16 protein-coding genes are annotated in these 14,237 nt (G+C 64.4%); 9 read left to right on the top strand and 7 right to left on the bottom strand.

Annotation, left to right across the window (positions count from 1 at the left end; all coding sequences use genetic code 11):
• Positions 1–20 precede the first annotated feature (20 nt).
• A complete protein-coding gene (locus ABWP89_RS08440; RefSeq protein WP_353228588.1) occupies positions 21–1,067 on the bottom strand; it encodes a hypothetical protein in 1,047 nt (348 codons plus the stop codon).
• Positions 1,068–1,400: 333 nt separating this feature from the next.
• On the opposite strand from ABWP89_RS08440, the gene ABWP89_RS08445 reads away from it, so the two are divergent.
• On the top strand, positions 1,401–1,772 hold the full coding sequence (locus ABWP89_RS08445) for a hypothetical protein (protein WP_353228589.1): 372 nt from the start codon (positions 1,401–1,403) through the stop codon (positions 1,770–1,772).
• Positions 1,773–1,784: 12 nt separating this feature from the next.
• Here ABWP89_RS08445 and trpC read toward each other — a convergent pair whose 3' ends face one another.
• Genes trpC through ABWP89_RS08470 form a run of 5 tightly spaced genes read right to left on the bottom strand, consistent with a single transcriptional unit; the run spans position 1,785 to position 7,703 of the window.
• Positions 1,785–2,579, bottom strand: a complete 795-nt coding sequence (gene trpC / locus ABWP89_RS08450; RefSeq protein WP_353228591.1) for an indole-3-glycerol phosphate synthase TrpC — start codon at positions 2,577–2,579, stop codon at positions 1,785–1,787.
• A 28-nt stretch (positions 2,580–2,607) separates the two neighbouring features.
• Positions 2,608–3,618, bottom strand: a complete 1,011-nt coding sequence (gene trpD, locus ABWP89_RS08455; protein WP_353228593.1) for an anthranilate phosphoribosyltransferase — start codon at positions 3,616–3,618, stop codon at positions 2,608–2,610.
• Positions 3,615–4,214 (bottom strand): anthranilate synthase component II, encoded by a 600-nt coding sequence (locus tag ABWP89_RS08460; protein WP_353228594.1) that lies wholly within the window; start codon positions 4,212–4,214, stop codon positions 3,615–3,617. The genes trpD and ABWP89_RS08460 overlap by 4 nt, the downstream gene beginning before the upstream one ends.
• A gap of 7 nt (positions 4,215–4,221) precedes the next feature.
• The gene (gene trpE, locus ABWP89_RS08465; RefSeq protein ID WP_353228596.1) at positions 4,222–5,772 is read right to left on the bottom strand and encodes an anthranilate synthase component I; all 1,551 of its coding nucleotides are present in this window, start codon (positions 5,770–5,772) and stop codon (positions 4,222–4,224) included.
• Positions 5,769–7,703, bottom strand: a complete 1,935-nt coding sequence (locus tag ABWP89_RS08470) for a peptidylprolyl isomerase (protein WP_353228597.1) — start codon at positions 7,701–7,703, stop codon at positions 5,769–5,771. Before ABWP89_RS08470 ends, trpE begins: the two co-directional genes overlap by 4 nt.
• A gap of 228 nt (positions 7,704–7,931) precedes the next feature.
• On the opposite strand from ABWP89_RS08470, the gene tpiA reads away from it, so the two are divergent.
• From tpiA to ABWP89_RS08495, 5 genes are all read left to right on the top strand, one after another.
• Complete coding sequence (gene tpiA / locus ABWP89_RS08475; RefSeq protein ID WP_353228599.1) at positions 7,932–8,702, top strand: triose-phosphate isomerase; 771 nt, start codon at positions 7,932–7,934, stop codon at positions 8,700–8,702.
• Between the two features lie 91 nt (positions 8,703–8,793).
• Complete coding sequence (gene secG, locus ABWP89_RS08480) at positions 8,794–9,198, top strand: preprotein translocase subunit SecG (RefSeq protein WP_353228601.1); 405 nt, start codon at positions 8,794–8,796, stop codon at positions 9,196–9,198.
• A 215-nt stretch (positions 9,199–9,413) separates the two neighbouring features.
• A complete protein-coding gene (gene pyrG, locus ABWP89_RS08485) occupies positions 9,414–11,045 on the top strand; it encodes a CTP synthase (protein WP_353228602.1) in 1,632 nt (543 codons plus the stop codon).
• A 70-nt stretch (positions 11,046–11,115) separates the two neighbouring features.
• Positions 11,116–11,424 carry a GIY-YIG nuclease family protein gene (locus ABWP89_RS08490; RefSeq protein ID WP_353228603.1) on the top strand — a complete coding sequence of 103 codons (309 nt, stop codon included), beginning with the start codon at positions 11,116–11,118 and terminating at the stop codon, positions 11,422–11,424.
• Positions 11,425–11,584: 160 nt separating this feature from the next.
• Positions 11,585–11,782 carry a lysozyme inhibitor LprI family protein gene (locus ABWP89_RS08495; protein WP_353228605.1) on the top strand — a complete coding sequence of 66 codons (198 nt, stop codon included), beginning with the start codon at positions 11,585–11,587 and terminating at the stop codon, positions 11,780–11,782.
• 75 nt (positions 11,783–11,857) lie between these two features.
• Here the strand turns inward: ABWP89_RS08495 and ABWP89_RS08500 are convergent, their stop codons facing one another.
• Positions 11,858–12,325, bottom strand: a complete 468-nt coding sequence (locus ABWP89_RS08500) for an Hsp20 family protein (protein WP_353228607.1) — start codon at positions 12,323–12,325, stop codon at positions 11,858–11,860.
• Between the two features lie 149 nt (positions 12,326–12,474).
• On the opposite strand from ABWP89_RS08500, the gene grxC reads away from it, so the two are divergent.
• From grxC to ABWP89_RS08515, 3 genes are read left to right on the top strand one after another with little or no spacing between them, the layout of a single operon-like run.
• Complete coding sequence (gene grxC, locus ABWP89_RS08505) at positions 12,475–12,753, top strand: glutaredoxin 3 (protein WP_502915266.1); 279 nt, start codon at positions 12,475–12,477, stop codon at positions 12,751–12,753.
• A gap of 10 nt (positions 12,754–12,763) precedes the next feature.
• Positions 12,764–13,612, top strand: coding sequence for a carbon-nitrogen hydrolase family protein (locus ABWP89_RS08510; protein WP_353228608.1), 849 nt, complete (start codon positions 12,764–12,766; stop codon positions 13,610–13,612).
• Positions 13,609–14,172, top strand: coding sequence for a DUF1178 family protein (locus tag ABWP89_RS08515; RefSeq protein WP_353228609.1), 564 nt, complete (start codon positions 13,609–13,611; stop codon positions 14,170–14,172). The genes ABWP89_RS08510 and ABWP89_RS08515 overlap by 4 nt, the downstream gene beginning before the upstream one ends.
• Positions 14,173–14,237: the final 65 nt, after the last annotated feature.

The raw sequence follows: 14,237 nt of genomic DNA on the forward strand, positions 1-14,237 counted from the left end.
CCACTCGGGCTCAATCATCTTTACAGATCAAGCCAAGCGCAACATGCAAGGATGAAATTGGTGGTCGGCACGATCAGGATTTTGCCCGCATACGTGTTGAACGCGTATTTGCCCGGCAGCATCGGATCGGCCCACACGCCGCGTGACCCGCGCGCGACCAGTTCGCCGTGGCGGTAATCGTCGCCCGATGTGTCGGCAGTATCGGCGCCGGTATAGCTGACCACCACGCCGACATGGCCGACCTCGATCACCGTCTTGGCCACCATTTCGACCGTCGCGAACAGGCGGTTGATGTAATAGCTGCCTTCGACCAGCACTTGCAGCTGGCGCCCGCGGCGGCCGCCGGCGGCAAGGAACTTTTCCGGGTCCTGAAACGAATTGTGGAACGTGGGGGTGTCGTCCTGATCGGTGCCGACTTCGGACGCGATGATCTGTTCCGCCGCCAGCGCCGGGCCGTCGTGGACGGTAACCACGCCGATCTGGTCGTTGGAATCCTTGATCACCACCGCGTCAAACCCGCCGCGCGCCGCAATCAGCGCCGACATCTGTTCAAACACCAGCGCATCGCTGCGTTCCAGCATCAGGCCGTTGATCTGATCGCGGGTGATGATGACGAACTGCGCCAGGTTGATGGCATAAGTGCCTTCGCGCAGGATCGTGCGTTGCGGGCCCTTTTGGCCACCCAGCGTCAGGAATGCGCGCACGTTCAGGAAATCGGCAGTCTTGGCGTTGCTGGCCAATGTCTGCGTCGGTTCCAGCGGCGCACCATCGCGCGCAAACACGTAACCGATCTGGCCCTGCGGAATGGTCACCAGCGGTTCGGCATGAAGCCGGTATTGAAACGGAAAGAAAAAGTGGAAACCGCCGCGCAACACGTCGGGCTGATAGCCGGCCTCTTTGTTCAGCGCGATCAGGCCGCCGGTAACCGATCCGGTCCCGCTCCACAGTTTTTCGACAATGGCCACGCGGTTGTTGCCGACATAGCGAACCATGCCGGAAACACGCGCAAAAATAAGTGCCGCCACCAGCGCAGCGGCGAATTCGGCCCACACGGGGATATCAAACATGGGAATTGGCGTCCTTGGCCAAGTTGGATCGCCGGCGGGTCTGCCGGGCGCTGCACTATTTAAGCCTGCGCAATGCAGACCCCAAAGAAAACCGGCATAAAGAACCATAAAGGTTCTTGTTCTGTTGCGAAATTGTCGCAGGGCGTTGGCTGATAGGCGCTAACATAAAAGCTTCGTCGCCCCGGGCTTGCCTGTACAGTCAAGCCCGGGGCGACGCTTTGGGGCTAAGTTAGCGCGTATGCGCGTTGGCCCTTGTTCCCACCTTGCTGCTGTCGCAGCTTTCGTGTTGAATACAGGCACTCTGGCAGATTGCCACGCAAAGGGGGATGATCAATGCGACGCCTGATGTCTGCCGTGCTGGTGCTGGGTGCGCTGGTGCTGCCAACCGCCGCTTTTGCCGGGCACAGCGATCTGACCGTGCCGCCGGCCGATACGTTCCTGCTGGGCGGGGATCAGGGCGCGGCGATGGCGGTCAGCGGCCGGAATGTGGGCCAGACCGTGGTGGTGATCCAGTCGCGCGTGGGCAGCGTCGACACGGTGATCGCGCAGGTTGCGCCGGGCGGGACATTCGCGCACGATTTTGCGGTGGGTGAGGTTGCGCTGATCGCCAACGTTTCCACGACCCAGGCCGCGCGGCTGAGTGTCGATTTCACCGGATCGCCGGCCAGCCTGTCAATGCGCTACGCCCTGCCGCAAAAGAACTGAGGCGGGGGGCGGTCAATCCGCTCCTGTCAGCAACCGTCGCGTGGCGGCTGCGATATCGTCCTGCCGCATCAGGCTTTCGCCCACCAGGAATGTGCGCGCGCCGCAACCCGCCAGTCGCAGGCAATCGGCGTGCGAATTGATCCCGCTTTCGGCAATCAGCAGCGCGCCGGCGGGGGCCAACGGCGCCAGCCGTTGGGTCACGCCCAGGTCGGTGACAAAGCGTTTCAGATCGCGGTTGTTCACGCCGATCAGGCGCGATTGCAGCGCGTGGGCGCGGGCCATTTCGTCCTCGTTGTGCACTTCGACCAGCACGTCCATGCCGTGTTCCAGCGCGGCAGCCTCGATCTCTGCCATCTGCGCGTCATCCAGTGCGGCGACGATGATCAGGATCGCATCGGCACCAATCGCGCGCGCCTCTGCACATTGCCACGGGTCGATCATGAAATCCTTGCGGATCACCGGCAGGTCGCAGGCTGCGCGCGCGGCGATCAGGTAATCTTCGTGGCCCTGAAAATAGGGCGCATCGGTCAGCACCGACAGGCACGCTGCACCGCCCGCCTGATAGGCAGCGGCATGGGCGGCGGGGTGAAAATCGGCGCGGATCAAGCCCTTGGACGGGCTGGCGCGCTTGATTTCGGCGATCAGTGCAAAGCCGGTGGCGGGACGCGCGCGCAGCGCGGCACCGAACCCGCGCGGCGGCGTTTGCCCGGCGGCGCGGCTGGCCAGATCGGCCATGCTGGTGGCGGCCTTGCGCGCGGAGACCTCGATGCGCTTGGTGGCGCAGATTTCGGCAAGCTTGTCGGTCATCATGGTCCTCTGTTCACACCCGCCAGCATCACGCGGCCGTGGCGATCCAGCAATCGAGCAGCGCCTTGGCCAGGCCCTTGTCGATCGTCTCCGCCGCTTCTTCCACGCCAGCGTGCCAATCGGTGGCATGCCCGGCCACCATCAGCGCGGCGGCGGCATTGAACAGCACCGCATCGCGATAGGGCCCATGGTCGCCCAGCAACAGCCCACGCAATGCGGCGGCATTGTGCGCGGCATCGCCGCCACGGATGGCCGTGACCGGTGCCGGCGTCAGCCCGGCGTCGGCGGGCGCCACCCGGCGCATCACAACGTGTTCACCGGCGATATCGGCCACTTCGTTACCGCCGGCCAGGCTCAATTCATCCAGCCCTTCATCGCCCGATACGACAAAAGCACGGGTGGTCCCCAGCCGGCGCAGCGCTTCGCCATAGATCGGCACATAGCCTGGCCGGGCGATACCGACCAGCTGGCGGGTTACCCCGGCAGGATTGGCCAGCGGGCCCATCAGGTTGAAAATCGTGCGGCGGCCGATGCTGCGCCGGATCGGCATGATCCGCGCCATCGCCGGGTGATAGGTCGCGGCAAACAGAAACGCGATGCCCAGATCGCCCAGCGTCGCCTCTGCCGTTTCGGCCGCGCGATCCAGATTGAGGCCCAGCGCCTCCAGTGTGTCGGCGGCGCCCGCCTTTGAACTGGCGGCGCGGTTGCCGTGTTTGGCCACCGGCACGCCACAGGCGGCCACCACCAGGCTGACCGCGGTGGAAACATTCAGCGTATGGTGCCCGTCGCCGCCGGTGCCGCAGACATCGATTGCGCCATCAGGGGCGGCAACGCGGATCATGCGTTCGCGCATCGCGCGCGCGGCACCGGCGATTTCGGCGGCGGTTTCGCCCCGGTCCGACAGCGCGATCAGGAATGCGGCGATGTCGGCATCGGCAATCCCGCCATCCAGAATCGCGCCAAACACGCCCTGCGCCTCCGCCTCGGTCAATGGTGCGGCGGTATCGGTGGGCAGGGCGCTGACGGAAAGCCCGGTCATGCCGCGGCGTGATCGGTCAGGCTGGCCGGTGTAATCCCGCACAGATCGAGGAAATTGGCGATCAGCGCGTGGCCATGTTCGGTGGCGATCGATTCGGGGTGAAACTGCACGCCATGAATGGGCAAAGTCGCATGGCGAAACCCCATCACATGCCCGTCGTCCGATCGCGCATTGACCACCAGCACATCGGGAATGTCGGTGACGATCAGCGAATGATAACGCGTGCCCATAAAGGGTGAGGGCAGTCCGGCAAACAGCCCGGTGCCATCATGCGTGATCGCGCTGGTCTTGCCATGCATCAGCCCGCCGCGCGCCACCGTGCCGCCAAAATGCTGCCCGATCGACTGGTGCCCCAGGCAAACGCCCAGCAGCGGTACCCCGGCATCGGCGGCGGCGCCAACCAGGTCGAGGCTGATCCCCGCTTCATTGGGCGTGCACGGGCCGGGCGAAATCAGAAACCCCTGCGCGCCCGATGACAGCGCCTGCCCGACCGAAAGCTGATCGTTGCGCACCACTTCAACCGCTGCACCCAGCTCCATCAAATAGTGGACCAGGTTCCAGGTAAAACTGTCGTAATTGTCGATGACCAGGATCATGGCTGCCCTACTGCCCGAACTTTGCTTCGCCCGCCACCCGGATTGCTTCGCGTGCGGCGGCGAACAGCGCGCCCGATTTGGCCTCGCATTCGCGCTGTTCGTATTCCGGGTTGCTGTCGGCGACGATGCCCGCGCCCGCCTGCACATGCATCATGCCATCTTTCAGCACGGCGGTGCGCAGTACGATGCACGAATCGACCGATCCGTCGGGGGCGAAATAGCCGACCCCGCCGGCATAGGCTCCGCGCGTTTCGGGTTCGAGCTCGGCGATAATTTCGCACGCGCGCACTTTGGGTGCGCCGCTGACGGTGCCGGCGGGAAACCCGGCAAACAGTGCATCGACCGATGATGCGCGCGCCGTGTCCAGCCGCCCGACCACGTTCGATACGATGTGCATGACATGGCTATAGCGTTCGACGGTATAGCTTTCGGTCACGTGGACAGTGCCTGCCTGCGCCACCCGGCCGACATCGTTGCGCCCCAGATCGAGCAGCATCAGGTGTTCGGCGCGTTCCTTGGGATCGGCCAGCAGGCTTATCTCGTTGGCGCGGTCTTCGTCCGGCGTGGCACCGCGCGGGCGTGTGCCGGCGATCGGCCGGATCGTCACTTCGCCATCGCGGATGCGCACCAGGATTTCGGGGCTTGATCCGATCAGCGCAAAGCCGGGCAGATCCAGGAAATACAGGAAGGGCGAAGGGTTGATCCGCCGCAGCGCGCGGTACAGCGCCGATGCCGGCAGCGGGAACGGTGCGGTAAAGCGTTGCGCCAGCACCACCTGAAAAATATCGCCCGCCTCGATATAATCCTTGGCCCGGGACACCATCGCCGCATAGCGTTCGGGCGGCATTTGGGGCGTGCGCACGGTTTCCACCGGCTCTGCCAACCGTGGCTCGGCGGGGAGGGGCCCCGTCAGCGTGGCCAATGCGGAATCGATGCGGTCACCCGCCGCTGCAATGGCCTGTGCCGGGTCCTGCACGCTGGCCCAGATCGGCGCTACCGCCACCAGTTCATCGCTCAGCCGGTCAAACACCAGCAGCACGGTCGGCCGCACAAACAGCATGTCGGGCAGTTCAAGCGGGCTGTCGGGTGCACGCGGCAGTTTTTCCACGAGGCCGATGGTTTCATAGCCGAAATAGCCGACCAGACAGGCCAGCACCGGCGGCAATCCGGCAGGCACGGCAATCCGGCAGGCATCGACCAGCGCGCGCAATTCCTCCAGGCTGTTGCCGGGCAAAGGCGTGAACGCTGCCGGATTGCTGGCCCAGACCCGGTTGATTTCGGCAGTCGTCCCGCGCGCGCGAAACACCAGATCGGGGGCCAGGCCCAGCAGGCTGTAACGCCCGCGCACTTCGCTGCCTTGCACCGATTCCAGCAGGAAATCGCCGCGCCCTTCGCGCATCAGTTTCAGCGCGGCGCCCACCGGGGTTTCGGTATCGACAATCAGCCGCCGCCACACCAGCGCTGGCCGACCCTGGGTCAGTGCGGCGCGTGCGGCATCCGCATTTTCCGGGGCATTTTCCGGGACATAGTCCGGGCCCGCAAGCCCTGCGGTCGTCATTGCGCGCCAGTCAGGTTTCCGCGCACCGTGCGAATCGCGGCTTCGTTGCGTTTCGACCCAATTTCGCGCGTGATCGCGGTGCGCAGCTGCGCTTCGTATTCACGGCCGGTGGCCTTGCCCAGATCGCCTGCCGCCAGTGCCAGCGATGGATCATCAGCCGGAACCGTGCCGGCCGTGATCGTCGCCAGTGACACCACCAGCCAGCCGGCCTGGTTGGGCCCGGCGACCTTTTTGGCGGTGCCCGCAGACATCGAAAACATCATCACGAGCGGTGCCGGCGGGCGCGGCTTCATCGCCGACAGCTGTTCACGCGTTGCTTCGATCGGCTTGATCGGCGGCAGCGCCAGGCCCAGCGATTTGATCGCGGCATCCAGCGACATCTTTTTGCCCAGCGCCGCCAGCACTTTGTCTGCTGCTGCGGCGGCGGCATCGGAACCCTGCTGGCGCGTCCAGTCGGCGGCCACCACGGCCTTGATCTCGGCCAGCGCAGCGGGCGCGGCCGGGGTGATCGTGCCCACGTCATAGACTGCGGCACGCAAAGTGCCGGGCAGCGCGGCAATCTGCGGTTGCCCTTCGTGGTCCATGCTGAATGCGGTCTGCAACAGGGGTTGCACATCGGGCGACGGTTTCGCATCGGGCTTGCCCGGCACAGTGCCGTCGGCCTGCAGCGCGTCGGTGGTGGTCACGGTCAGGCCATAGGTCTTGGCGACATCGGCCAGGCTGGTGCCCGCCTCGACCAGTTCGCCGATATGCGTGGCCAGATCGGTCAGCGCGGCCTTGTGCTTTTCCGCTTTCAGCGCGACGGCGATTTCGGCGCGGGCCTGGTCCAGCGTCTTTCCCGGGTTTTTGCGCACCGCATCGACGTGTGCCACCACCCAGCCCAGCGCGCCTTTGGCGGGCGCGATGGTCGCGCCTTGCGCAGCGGCAAACACCGCATCGGCGACCGCCTTTGACGTTTCAGTGGCCAGCTGATCGCGCGATTTGTCGGCCAGCTTGGCAGGCACCAGCCCCTTGGCACCGGCGGCGGCATCGATGGTTTTGCCACTGGCGATTTCGGCGGCAAAGGCCCGCGCGGCGTCCTGCGTGGGCAGGATCACTTGCGTCACCGATCGCGTTTCGCCTGGCGCATAGGTCGCGGCATTGGCCTGATAGTTTTTGGCGATGTCGGCCGGGGTGGGGTCGGGCAGCGTTTTCAGCGCGCTGTCATCGATCACCGCATAGCGGATTGTGCGCCGTTCCGGGCGGTTATAACGCGCGACATTGGCCTTGTAGAAATCGGCGACTTGCGCATCGGTGGGCGGGGTTTTTGGGGCGAACGCCTCGGATGGCAGGATCGCCATGGCGCCGGTGCGCTTTTCCTTCAACAGGGCGATATAGGTCTGGCCAACGCCGATCGGCATCAGCGCGCCTTCGGTCGCGCCCGCAAACGCCTGGTGGCTCAACAGCCCTTTGGCGATATCGTCACGCACCAGCTTGTCGGTCAGCCCGCGTTGCGCCAGCAACTGGTTATAGGCGGACTGGCTGAATTTGCCGTCAGGGCCCTGAAACGCCGGCAGCTTGGCGATTTCGCTGTCGATCAGCCGGTCGCTGATGCCGAAACCGTTCTTGGCGCCCCATTCCCACGTCGCGGCGCGGTCAATCAGCCCGGTCAGCACTTCGTCCAGCACGCCCTGCGCCAGGAAATCTTTCATCGTCAGTGTGGGGGTGCGCTGGCGTTCGTTGTCAAACGCAGAGCGCACGGTCTTGTCCAGTTCGCCCGTGGTAATCCGCGATGCACCCACGCTTGCAGCATTTTCGCCGCCGATCAGGCTGCCGGTGCGCATGCCGCCGACATCGGCGCCGGCAAACGCCAGCACGATCAGCCCCAGAAACACCAGGCCGATCACTGCGCCGATGCGCGATTTGGTAATGGCACGAAAAAAGTCGAGCATGACAGCCGATCACTAACAGGAACAATGCGGCCTGCCTTAGTGAGTGGGAACCGCTTCGCCAAGCCGCGAAATGGGCATGGCCGGACGTTTTGAAATCCTGTGGTAAACCGGTGCCGACGCGTTTTGCATTCGGCCGTCGCATTTGGTAGCCGCATTGCGGCAGGCGTCGATTCCTGCCACCCCTGCGTGTGGCGATTGATCGACGCGGATGAACACAGGATCATAACCATGCCGCATCGCCCCTATATTGTCGGTAACTGGAAAATGAACGGCAGCCGCGCCATGCTGTCCGAAGCGCGCGCGATTGATCGTGCCGCGCAACGGATCCGCGATGTGCAGGTTGCGCTGGCGCCACCGTTTCCGCTGATCGGGCTGTTGCATGATGAGGCCGGCACGATCGGTATTGGCGGGCAGGACTGCCATGCGGCAGCCAAAGGCGCACACACCGGTGATGTGTCGGCCACGATCCTGGCCGACATCGGCGCTGATTTCGTTATCGTCGGGCACAGCGAGCGGCGCCGCGACCATGGTGAAACCGATGCGGCCGTCCATGCCAAGGCCAGCGCGGCGCTGGCCGCCGGGCTGGGGGTGATTGTGTGCGTGGGCGAAACGCTGGAACAACGCGATGCCGGCCACGCGGTGACGGTGGTGGCAGGCCAGGTCGCCGGATCGGTGCCCACCGATGCCCCCGCGCATGAGGCGGCAGCCGCGGGCAAGCTGTCGATCGCCTATGAACCGGTGTGGGCAATCGGCACCGGGCGGGTGGCGGCGGTGGACGATGTGGTGGCGATGCACGCTGCGATCGGCGCGCGGCTGCACGATCTGTTTGGCGATGCGGCGGATAAAATGCGCATCCTGTACGGCGGTTCGGTCAATGGCGAAAACGCCGCCGCGCTGCTGGCCGCACCCGGTGTGCGCGGCGCGCTGGTGGGCGGCGCCAGCCTGACCGCCGATGCGTTTTTGCCGATCGTCGCGGCGGCAGGTAGCGGCGAGGGGTGACCCGGGCGCACACCATCATACCGCGCACGCGGGCTTGCGCTGGTGCGCCACCACGCCTAAGTGCGGCAAAATCAGTTTCAGGCGGGTAGCCATGTCCTTGTTTATTTTTCTTACCGTGGTTCAGGCAATCGTGGCAGCGCTGCTGGTCGCGGTTATCCTTATGCAAAAATCCGAAGGCGGCGGTCTGGGCGTCGGCAGCAGTTCTGCCGGGCTGATGTCTGCACGCGGCGCGGCCGATTTCATGACCCGCGCGACCAGCGTGCTGGCGACCGCATTTGTGGTGTTGTCGGTGATCCTGGCCACGCTGGCGGTTGGCGCCACATCGACCCACAAAATCGACACTTCGCTCAGCCGCACGGCGCCGGTCGCGCCCGATCCGCTTGCCGGCGGCGCGCAAACCGGCCCTGTGCAAAGTGCCCCGCCGGCGGCAACCCCGGCGGCTCCGGCCGCCAAACCGGCACCGGCAGACCCGTTGTCGGGTGCAGCCAAGCAGTAACCTCGCGCCGGCATAGCGTCGCTTCGACAGCTGCGGTCGTGTCGTGACGGGTTGTGCCGGATTCTCCGAATCGGCGAAAATCAGGTTGTCCTCTGTGATGCCATCACGGCGTCACAGTGGTCGCCTTTGTGTTTGAACGCGTCTGTGGATTGCCGGTGATAATACCGGGACACTGCTTGCGTGTGGCCAACCCTTGACGCTAAGGCACTTCTCCCATGGCGCGGTACATTTTCATCACCGGCGGCGTGGTTTCCTCGCTGGGCAAGGGGCTGATGGCGGCCAGCCTGGCGGCGCTGCTGCAGGCGCGCGGCTATCGCGTGCGCATCCGCAAATTTGATCCTTATCTCAACGTCGATCCCGGTACGATGAGCCCGTATCAGCATGGCGAAGTCTATGTGACCGACGACGGCGCCGAAACCGATCTCGACCTGGGGCATTACGAACGGTTCACCGGGGTATCGGCGCGGCAGGCCGACAACATTACCTCTGGCCGCATTTACCGCGACATCATCACGCGCGAACGGCGCGGCGATTATCTGGGCGCGACGGTGCAGGTGATCCCGCATGTGACCGACGCGATCAAGGAATTCGCGCAGGCCGACACCGACGATCTGGATTTCGTGCTGTGCGAAATCGGCGGCACCGTCGGTGATATCGAAGGCCTGCCGTTTATCGAGGCGCTGCGCCAGCTGCACAACGAACTCGACCGCGAACTCAGCTGCTTTGTCCACGTCACGCTGGTGCCCTATATCGCCGCCGCCGGCGAGCTGAAGACCAAGCCGACGCAGCATTCGGTGCGCGAACTGACCGGCCTGGGCATTCAGCCCGATATCCTGCTCTGCCGCTGCGAACGCCCTTTGCCCGAAGGCGAACGCGCCAAGATCGCGCAGTTCTGCAACGTGCGCAAATCGGCGGTGATCCCCGCGCTCGATGCCTCCAGCATCTATTCGGTGCCGCTGCAATACCATGCCGAAGGGCTGGACAACGAGGTTTTGCGCCATTTCGGCCTGACCGCGCCCGAACCCGATCTGGCGCGCTGGACCGACATTGTCGACCGCTTTCACAACCCCGAAGGCGAAGTAACGATCGGCGTGGTGGGCAAATATGTCGGGCTGCCCGATGCCTATAAATCGCTGAACGAGGCGCTGGTGCACGGGGGCCTGGCCAACCGTGTCAAAGTGCATATCCGCTGGCTGGATGCCGAACTGTTTGAACAGGACGACGCCGAAATCGCCGCGCGGCTGGAACCGCTGCACGGCATTCTGGTGCCCGGCGGGTTTGGCGAACGCGGGACCGAGGGCAAGATCGCCTCGGTCCGCTTTGCACGCGAACGCGGCGTACCGTTTTTCGGCATCTGTCTGGGCATGCAGATGGCCTGCATCGAAGCGGCGCGCAACACCGCCGGCATCGCCGCCGCCAGCTCGACCGAATTCGGCCCCAGCACCGAACCGGTGGTGGGCATCATCACCGAATGGATGACCGCCGAAGGCCTGGAAACCCGCGCCGAGGGCGGCGACCTGGGCGGCACCATGCGGCTCGGCGCCTATGAGGCCAGGCTGACCGGCAACAGCCGCGTCGCGTCGATCTATGGCACCACCACCATCAGCGAACGCCACCGCCACCGCTATGAAGTCAACGCCGCCTATCGCGAACGGCTGGAGGCGGGTGGCCTGGTGTTTTCGGGCATGTCACCCGATGGGTTGCTGCCCGAAATCGTTGAACGGCCCGATCATCCATGGTTCGTTGGCGTGCAGTTCCACCCCGAACTGAAAAGCCGCCCGCTCGACACGCATCCCCTGTTCCGCGATTTCATCGCCGCGGCGGTGAAACAGGCGCGGCTGGTCTGAGAACCCGCCAACCTCGCTACCCTATCCTTCGTCATTCCTGCGAACGCAGGAATCCAGTCCCGGCGGCGCCATGACACGCGACATCAGCCCCATGGTCTACCTGATGGCATCGCGGAAAAACGGCACCCTTTATCTCGGCGTCACGTCCAACCTGCTGCAACGCGTCGCTCAACATCGCGCAAGCACACTCGGTGGCTTCACCGCAACGCACAACGTCAAGCTGCTCGTCTGGCTCGAACCCCATCCGACCATGGAATCCGCCATCCTGCGCGAAAAGCAGGTAAAGGCCTGGAGACGTGTTTGGAAACTGGACCTAATCGAATCCACGAACCCAGGCTGGCGCGATCTTGCGACCGATTACGGATTCGAACCGTTGTAACTGGATTCCTGCGTTCGCAGGAATGACGAGGGAGGGGCTTGCTATTCAACAGTCCAATTTGCTGGATGGGGCAAGGCGGACTCGTTCTTTCGTCATTCCTGCGAACGCAGGAATCCAGTAGCGACGGTTCGATGGTAACTATCGCGATGGGATATTTCTGATGAAACGGTTGGGCGCTGACGATCAAGCTGCGCTCAAAAAGGCGCAACGTGCCTGGCTGGCATTTCGTGATGCCGATTGTGAGGTCTGCTGGGCGGATCGGCGTGACTGCATGATTGCGCGCACCGACGAGCGCGAAGAGCAATTCAAAACATCGACGTACTTTGATGGACGCGGAAAATTGATCGAGCTGCGTTAGGCGCCACACCCACAATCAAAAAGGGCGGGCCGTTGCCGACCCGCCCCGTACCAATCACATCAACCGAACCGCCGATCAGGCAGCTTCGCTTGATCCGCCTTCGATCACCGACAGCGGCTGTTGCGCGCCGATCAGCACCTTTTTGGGCTTCATCGCTTCGGGTACTTCGCGCACCAGATCGATGGTCAGCAGCCCGTCGGCCAGATCGGCAGCTTCGACCCGCACAAAATCCGCAAGTTCGAACCGGCGTTCAAACCCGCGGTTGGCAATGCCGACATGCAGGTACTGGCGGCTGGCAGGATCGATTTCGGCCTTGTTGCCCTTTACCACCAGCAGGTTCTGCTGTGCGGTAATGTCGATCTCGTCGGGTTTGAACCCGGCGACGGCCAGCGTGATGCGGAAACGGTCATCACCGCTGCGTTCGATGTTGAAGGGGGGGTAATTGTCGCCGCTCTGGGCCCGGGCCTGGCGTTCGAGCAAGTCGAACAGGCGGTCGAAACCCACGGTGGTGCGGCGATAGGGGGTAAAATCCAGACGTGTCATGGCAATCCTCATGCTGAGCAATTTGCACTGTGGCATGGCCGATCCTGATCAGGCATCGACACATACCGGCTTAACCGGCCACGCCCGGCTTGCGGCGCGTGACCCGATGCGTCATGTGTGGTGGCTGCAACAAATTTCAAGAGGCCGTGATGAGCGATCCTGCAAGCCCGATCCCGCGTGTTGAAATCTATACCAAATGGGGCTGCCCCTATTGCTATCGGGCCAAGGCGCTGCTGGAGGAAAAGGGCGCGGACATGGTCGAATACGACATTACCATGGGCGGGCCAAAGCGCGCCGAAATGATCGAACGCGCGCCTGGCGCCAGCACCGTGCCGCAGATTTTCATCAACGGTCAGCATATCGGCGGGTGTAGCGAACTGGTCGCGCTGGATGCGCAAGGCGGGCTTGATCCGCTGCTGGCGCAGTAACACGCCGGTCATGTCCACCGACCAACCCGCAGTACGCATCGGCGTGCTGCAGATGACCAGCGGCATCGACCCCGTCGCCAATGCCGCCACCATCGCCGCCGCGCTGACCAGCGCGGCGCACGACGGCGCGGCGATGCTGTTAACCCCCGAAATGGCCGGCCTGCTCGATCGCGACCGCGCCCGCGCGCGCGACCACATCGTGATGGAAGAGGACAGCCCGACGCTGGCCACCCTGCGCAATGCGGCGGCGCGCAGCGGGATCTGGTTGCATGTGGGGTCATTGCCGGTGCGGGCCGAGGGGCCGGGCGAAACCCGCTTTGCCAACCGCGCGTTCGTGATCGACCCAAGCGGCGCGATCGTCGCCCGCTATGACAAGATCCACATGTTCGACGTCGATCTGGCCAGCGGCGAATCCTGGCGCGAATCCAATGCCTATCGCCCCGGTGAACAGGTGGTAACGGTCGATTGCCCAATCGGACGCCTGGGCCTGGCGATCTGTTATGACGTGCGCTTTCCGGCGCTGTTTGAAGAACTGGGCCGGCGCGGCTGCGATGTCATCACCGTGCCGGCGGCGTTCACCGTGCCCACCGGCCGCGCGCACTGGCACCTGATGTTGCGCGCCCGCGCGGTGGAGGCCAGCGCCTTTGTCATCGCCCCGGCGCAGACCGGGCACCACGCCGACGGTCGCGATACCTATGGCCATTCGCTGGTGATCGACCCCTGGGGCGATGTCCTGCTGGATATGGGTACCGACGCCGGGCTGGACTTTGCCATGATCGATCTTGCCCGTGTGGGCGAAGTGCGTCGGCAATTGCCCAGCCTTGTAAACCGGCGCGACATTCCCAGATTCAACGCATGATAGTGTTCGATCTGGAATGCCGGGCCGGCGCGCACCGGTTTGAAGGCTGGTTCGCCTCGTCCCACGATTATGCCGATCAACAGGCGCGCGGGCTGCTCACATGCCCGGTGTGCGATTGCACTGATGTGGCCAAGGCGGTGATGGCCCCCAATCTGGCGCGCAAGGGTAACCAGCGCGCCGAATTTGCGCCCGCGCCAGCCCCGGTCGCACCAACAGCGCCCGTGCCCGCCGCAACACCGGCAATCACCTCAGCTGCGGCATCGACCCCGGCCGTGCACCAGGCCAACGCGCCCATGCCGCCAAAATTGCCGCCAGAATTGCCGCCAGAGGCGATCGCCGCGCTGCGCGTGATCGCCACCTTGCAGGCAGAGGCGCTGAAATCATCCACCTGGGTCGGCAACCGCTTTGCCGACAAGGCCCGCGCGATGCATTATGGCGAAGAGGACGCCGCCCCGATCCACGGCCAGGCCAGCCCCGATGAAGCCCGCGCGCTGATCGACGAAGGCGTGACCATCGCCCCGATCCTGTTCCCTGTCGCCCCGCCCGGCAAAACCAACTGAGCGAACGCCCGCACACCTACCATCCCATTGCGCGCGCCGCCCGAGGTCCTTATGGCAGCCGGCGG

Origin of the sequence: Novosphingobium sp., from assembly GCF_040398825.1 — a bacterium.
In the GTDB taxonomy this organism is placed as follows: Bacteria; Pseudomonadota; Alphaproteobacteria; order Sphingomonadales; family Sphingomonadaceae; genus Novosphingobium.

Bases quoted from the DNA above. Each gene is read 5' to 3' on its own strand.
- ABWP89_RS08440 (WP_353228588.1), bottom strand. From the start codon at position 1,067: ATGTTTGATATCCCCGTGTGGGCCGAATTCGCCGCTGCGCTGGTGGCG.
- ABWP89_RS08445 (WP_353228589.1), top strand. From the start codon at position 1,401: ATGCGACGCCTGATGTCTGCCGTGCTGGTGCTGGGTGCGCTGGTGCTG.
- trpC (WP_353228591.1), bottom strand. From the start codon at position 2,579: ATGACCGACAAGCTTGCCGAAATCTGCGCCACCAAGCGCATCGAGGTC.
- trpD (WP_353228593.1), bottom strand. From the start codon at position 3,618: ATGACCGGGCTTTCCGTCAGCGCCCTGCCCACCGATACCGCCGCACCA.
- ABWP89_RS08460 (WP_353228594.1), bottom strand. From the start codon at position 4,214: ATGATCCTGGTCATCGACAATTACGACAGTTTTACCTGGAACCTGGTC.
- trpE (WP_353228596.1), bottom strand. From the start codon at position 5,772: ATGACGACCGCAGGGCTTGCGGGCCCGGACTATGTCCCGGAAAATGCC.
- ABWP89_RS08470 (WP_353228597.1), bottom strand. From the start codon at position 7,703: ATGCTCGACTTTTTTCGTGCCATTACCAAATCGCGCATCGGCGCAGTG.
- tpiA (WP_353228599.1), top strand. From the start codon at position 7,932: ATGCCGCATCGCCCCTATATTGTCGGTAACTGGAAAATGAACGGCAGC.
- secG (WP_353228601.1), top strand. From the start codon at position 8,794: ATGTCCTTGTTTATTTTTCTTACCGTGGTTCAGGCAATCGTGGCAGCG.
- pyrG (WP_353228602.1), top strand. From the start codon at position 9,414: ATGGCGCGGTACATTTTCATCACCGGCGGCGTGGTTTCCTCGCTGGGC.
- ABWP89_RS08490 (WP_353228603.1), top strand. From the start codon at position 11,116: ATGACACGCGACATCAGCCCCATGGTCTACCTGATGGCATCGCGGAAA.
- ABWP89_RS08495 (WP_353228605.1), top strand. From the start codon at position 11,585: ATGAAACGGTTGGGCGCTGACGATCAAGCTGCGCTCAAAAAGGCGCAA.
- ABWP89_RS08500 (WP_353228607.1), bottom strand. From the start codon at position 12,325: ATGACACGTCTGGATTTTACCCCCTATCGCCGCACCACCGTGGGTTTC.
- grxC (WP_502915266.1), top strand. From the start codon at position 12,475: ATGAGCGATCCTGCAAGCCCGATCCCGCGTGTTGAAATCTATACCAAA.
- ABWP89_RS08510 (WP_353228608.1), top strand. From the start codon at position 12,764: ATGTCCACCGACCAACCCGCAGTACGCATCGGCGTGCTGCAGATGACC.
- ABWP89_RS08515 (WP_353228609.1), top strand. From the start codon at position 13,609: ATGATAGTGTTCGATCTGGAATGCCGGGCCGGCGCGCACCGGTTTGAA.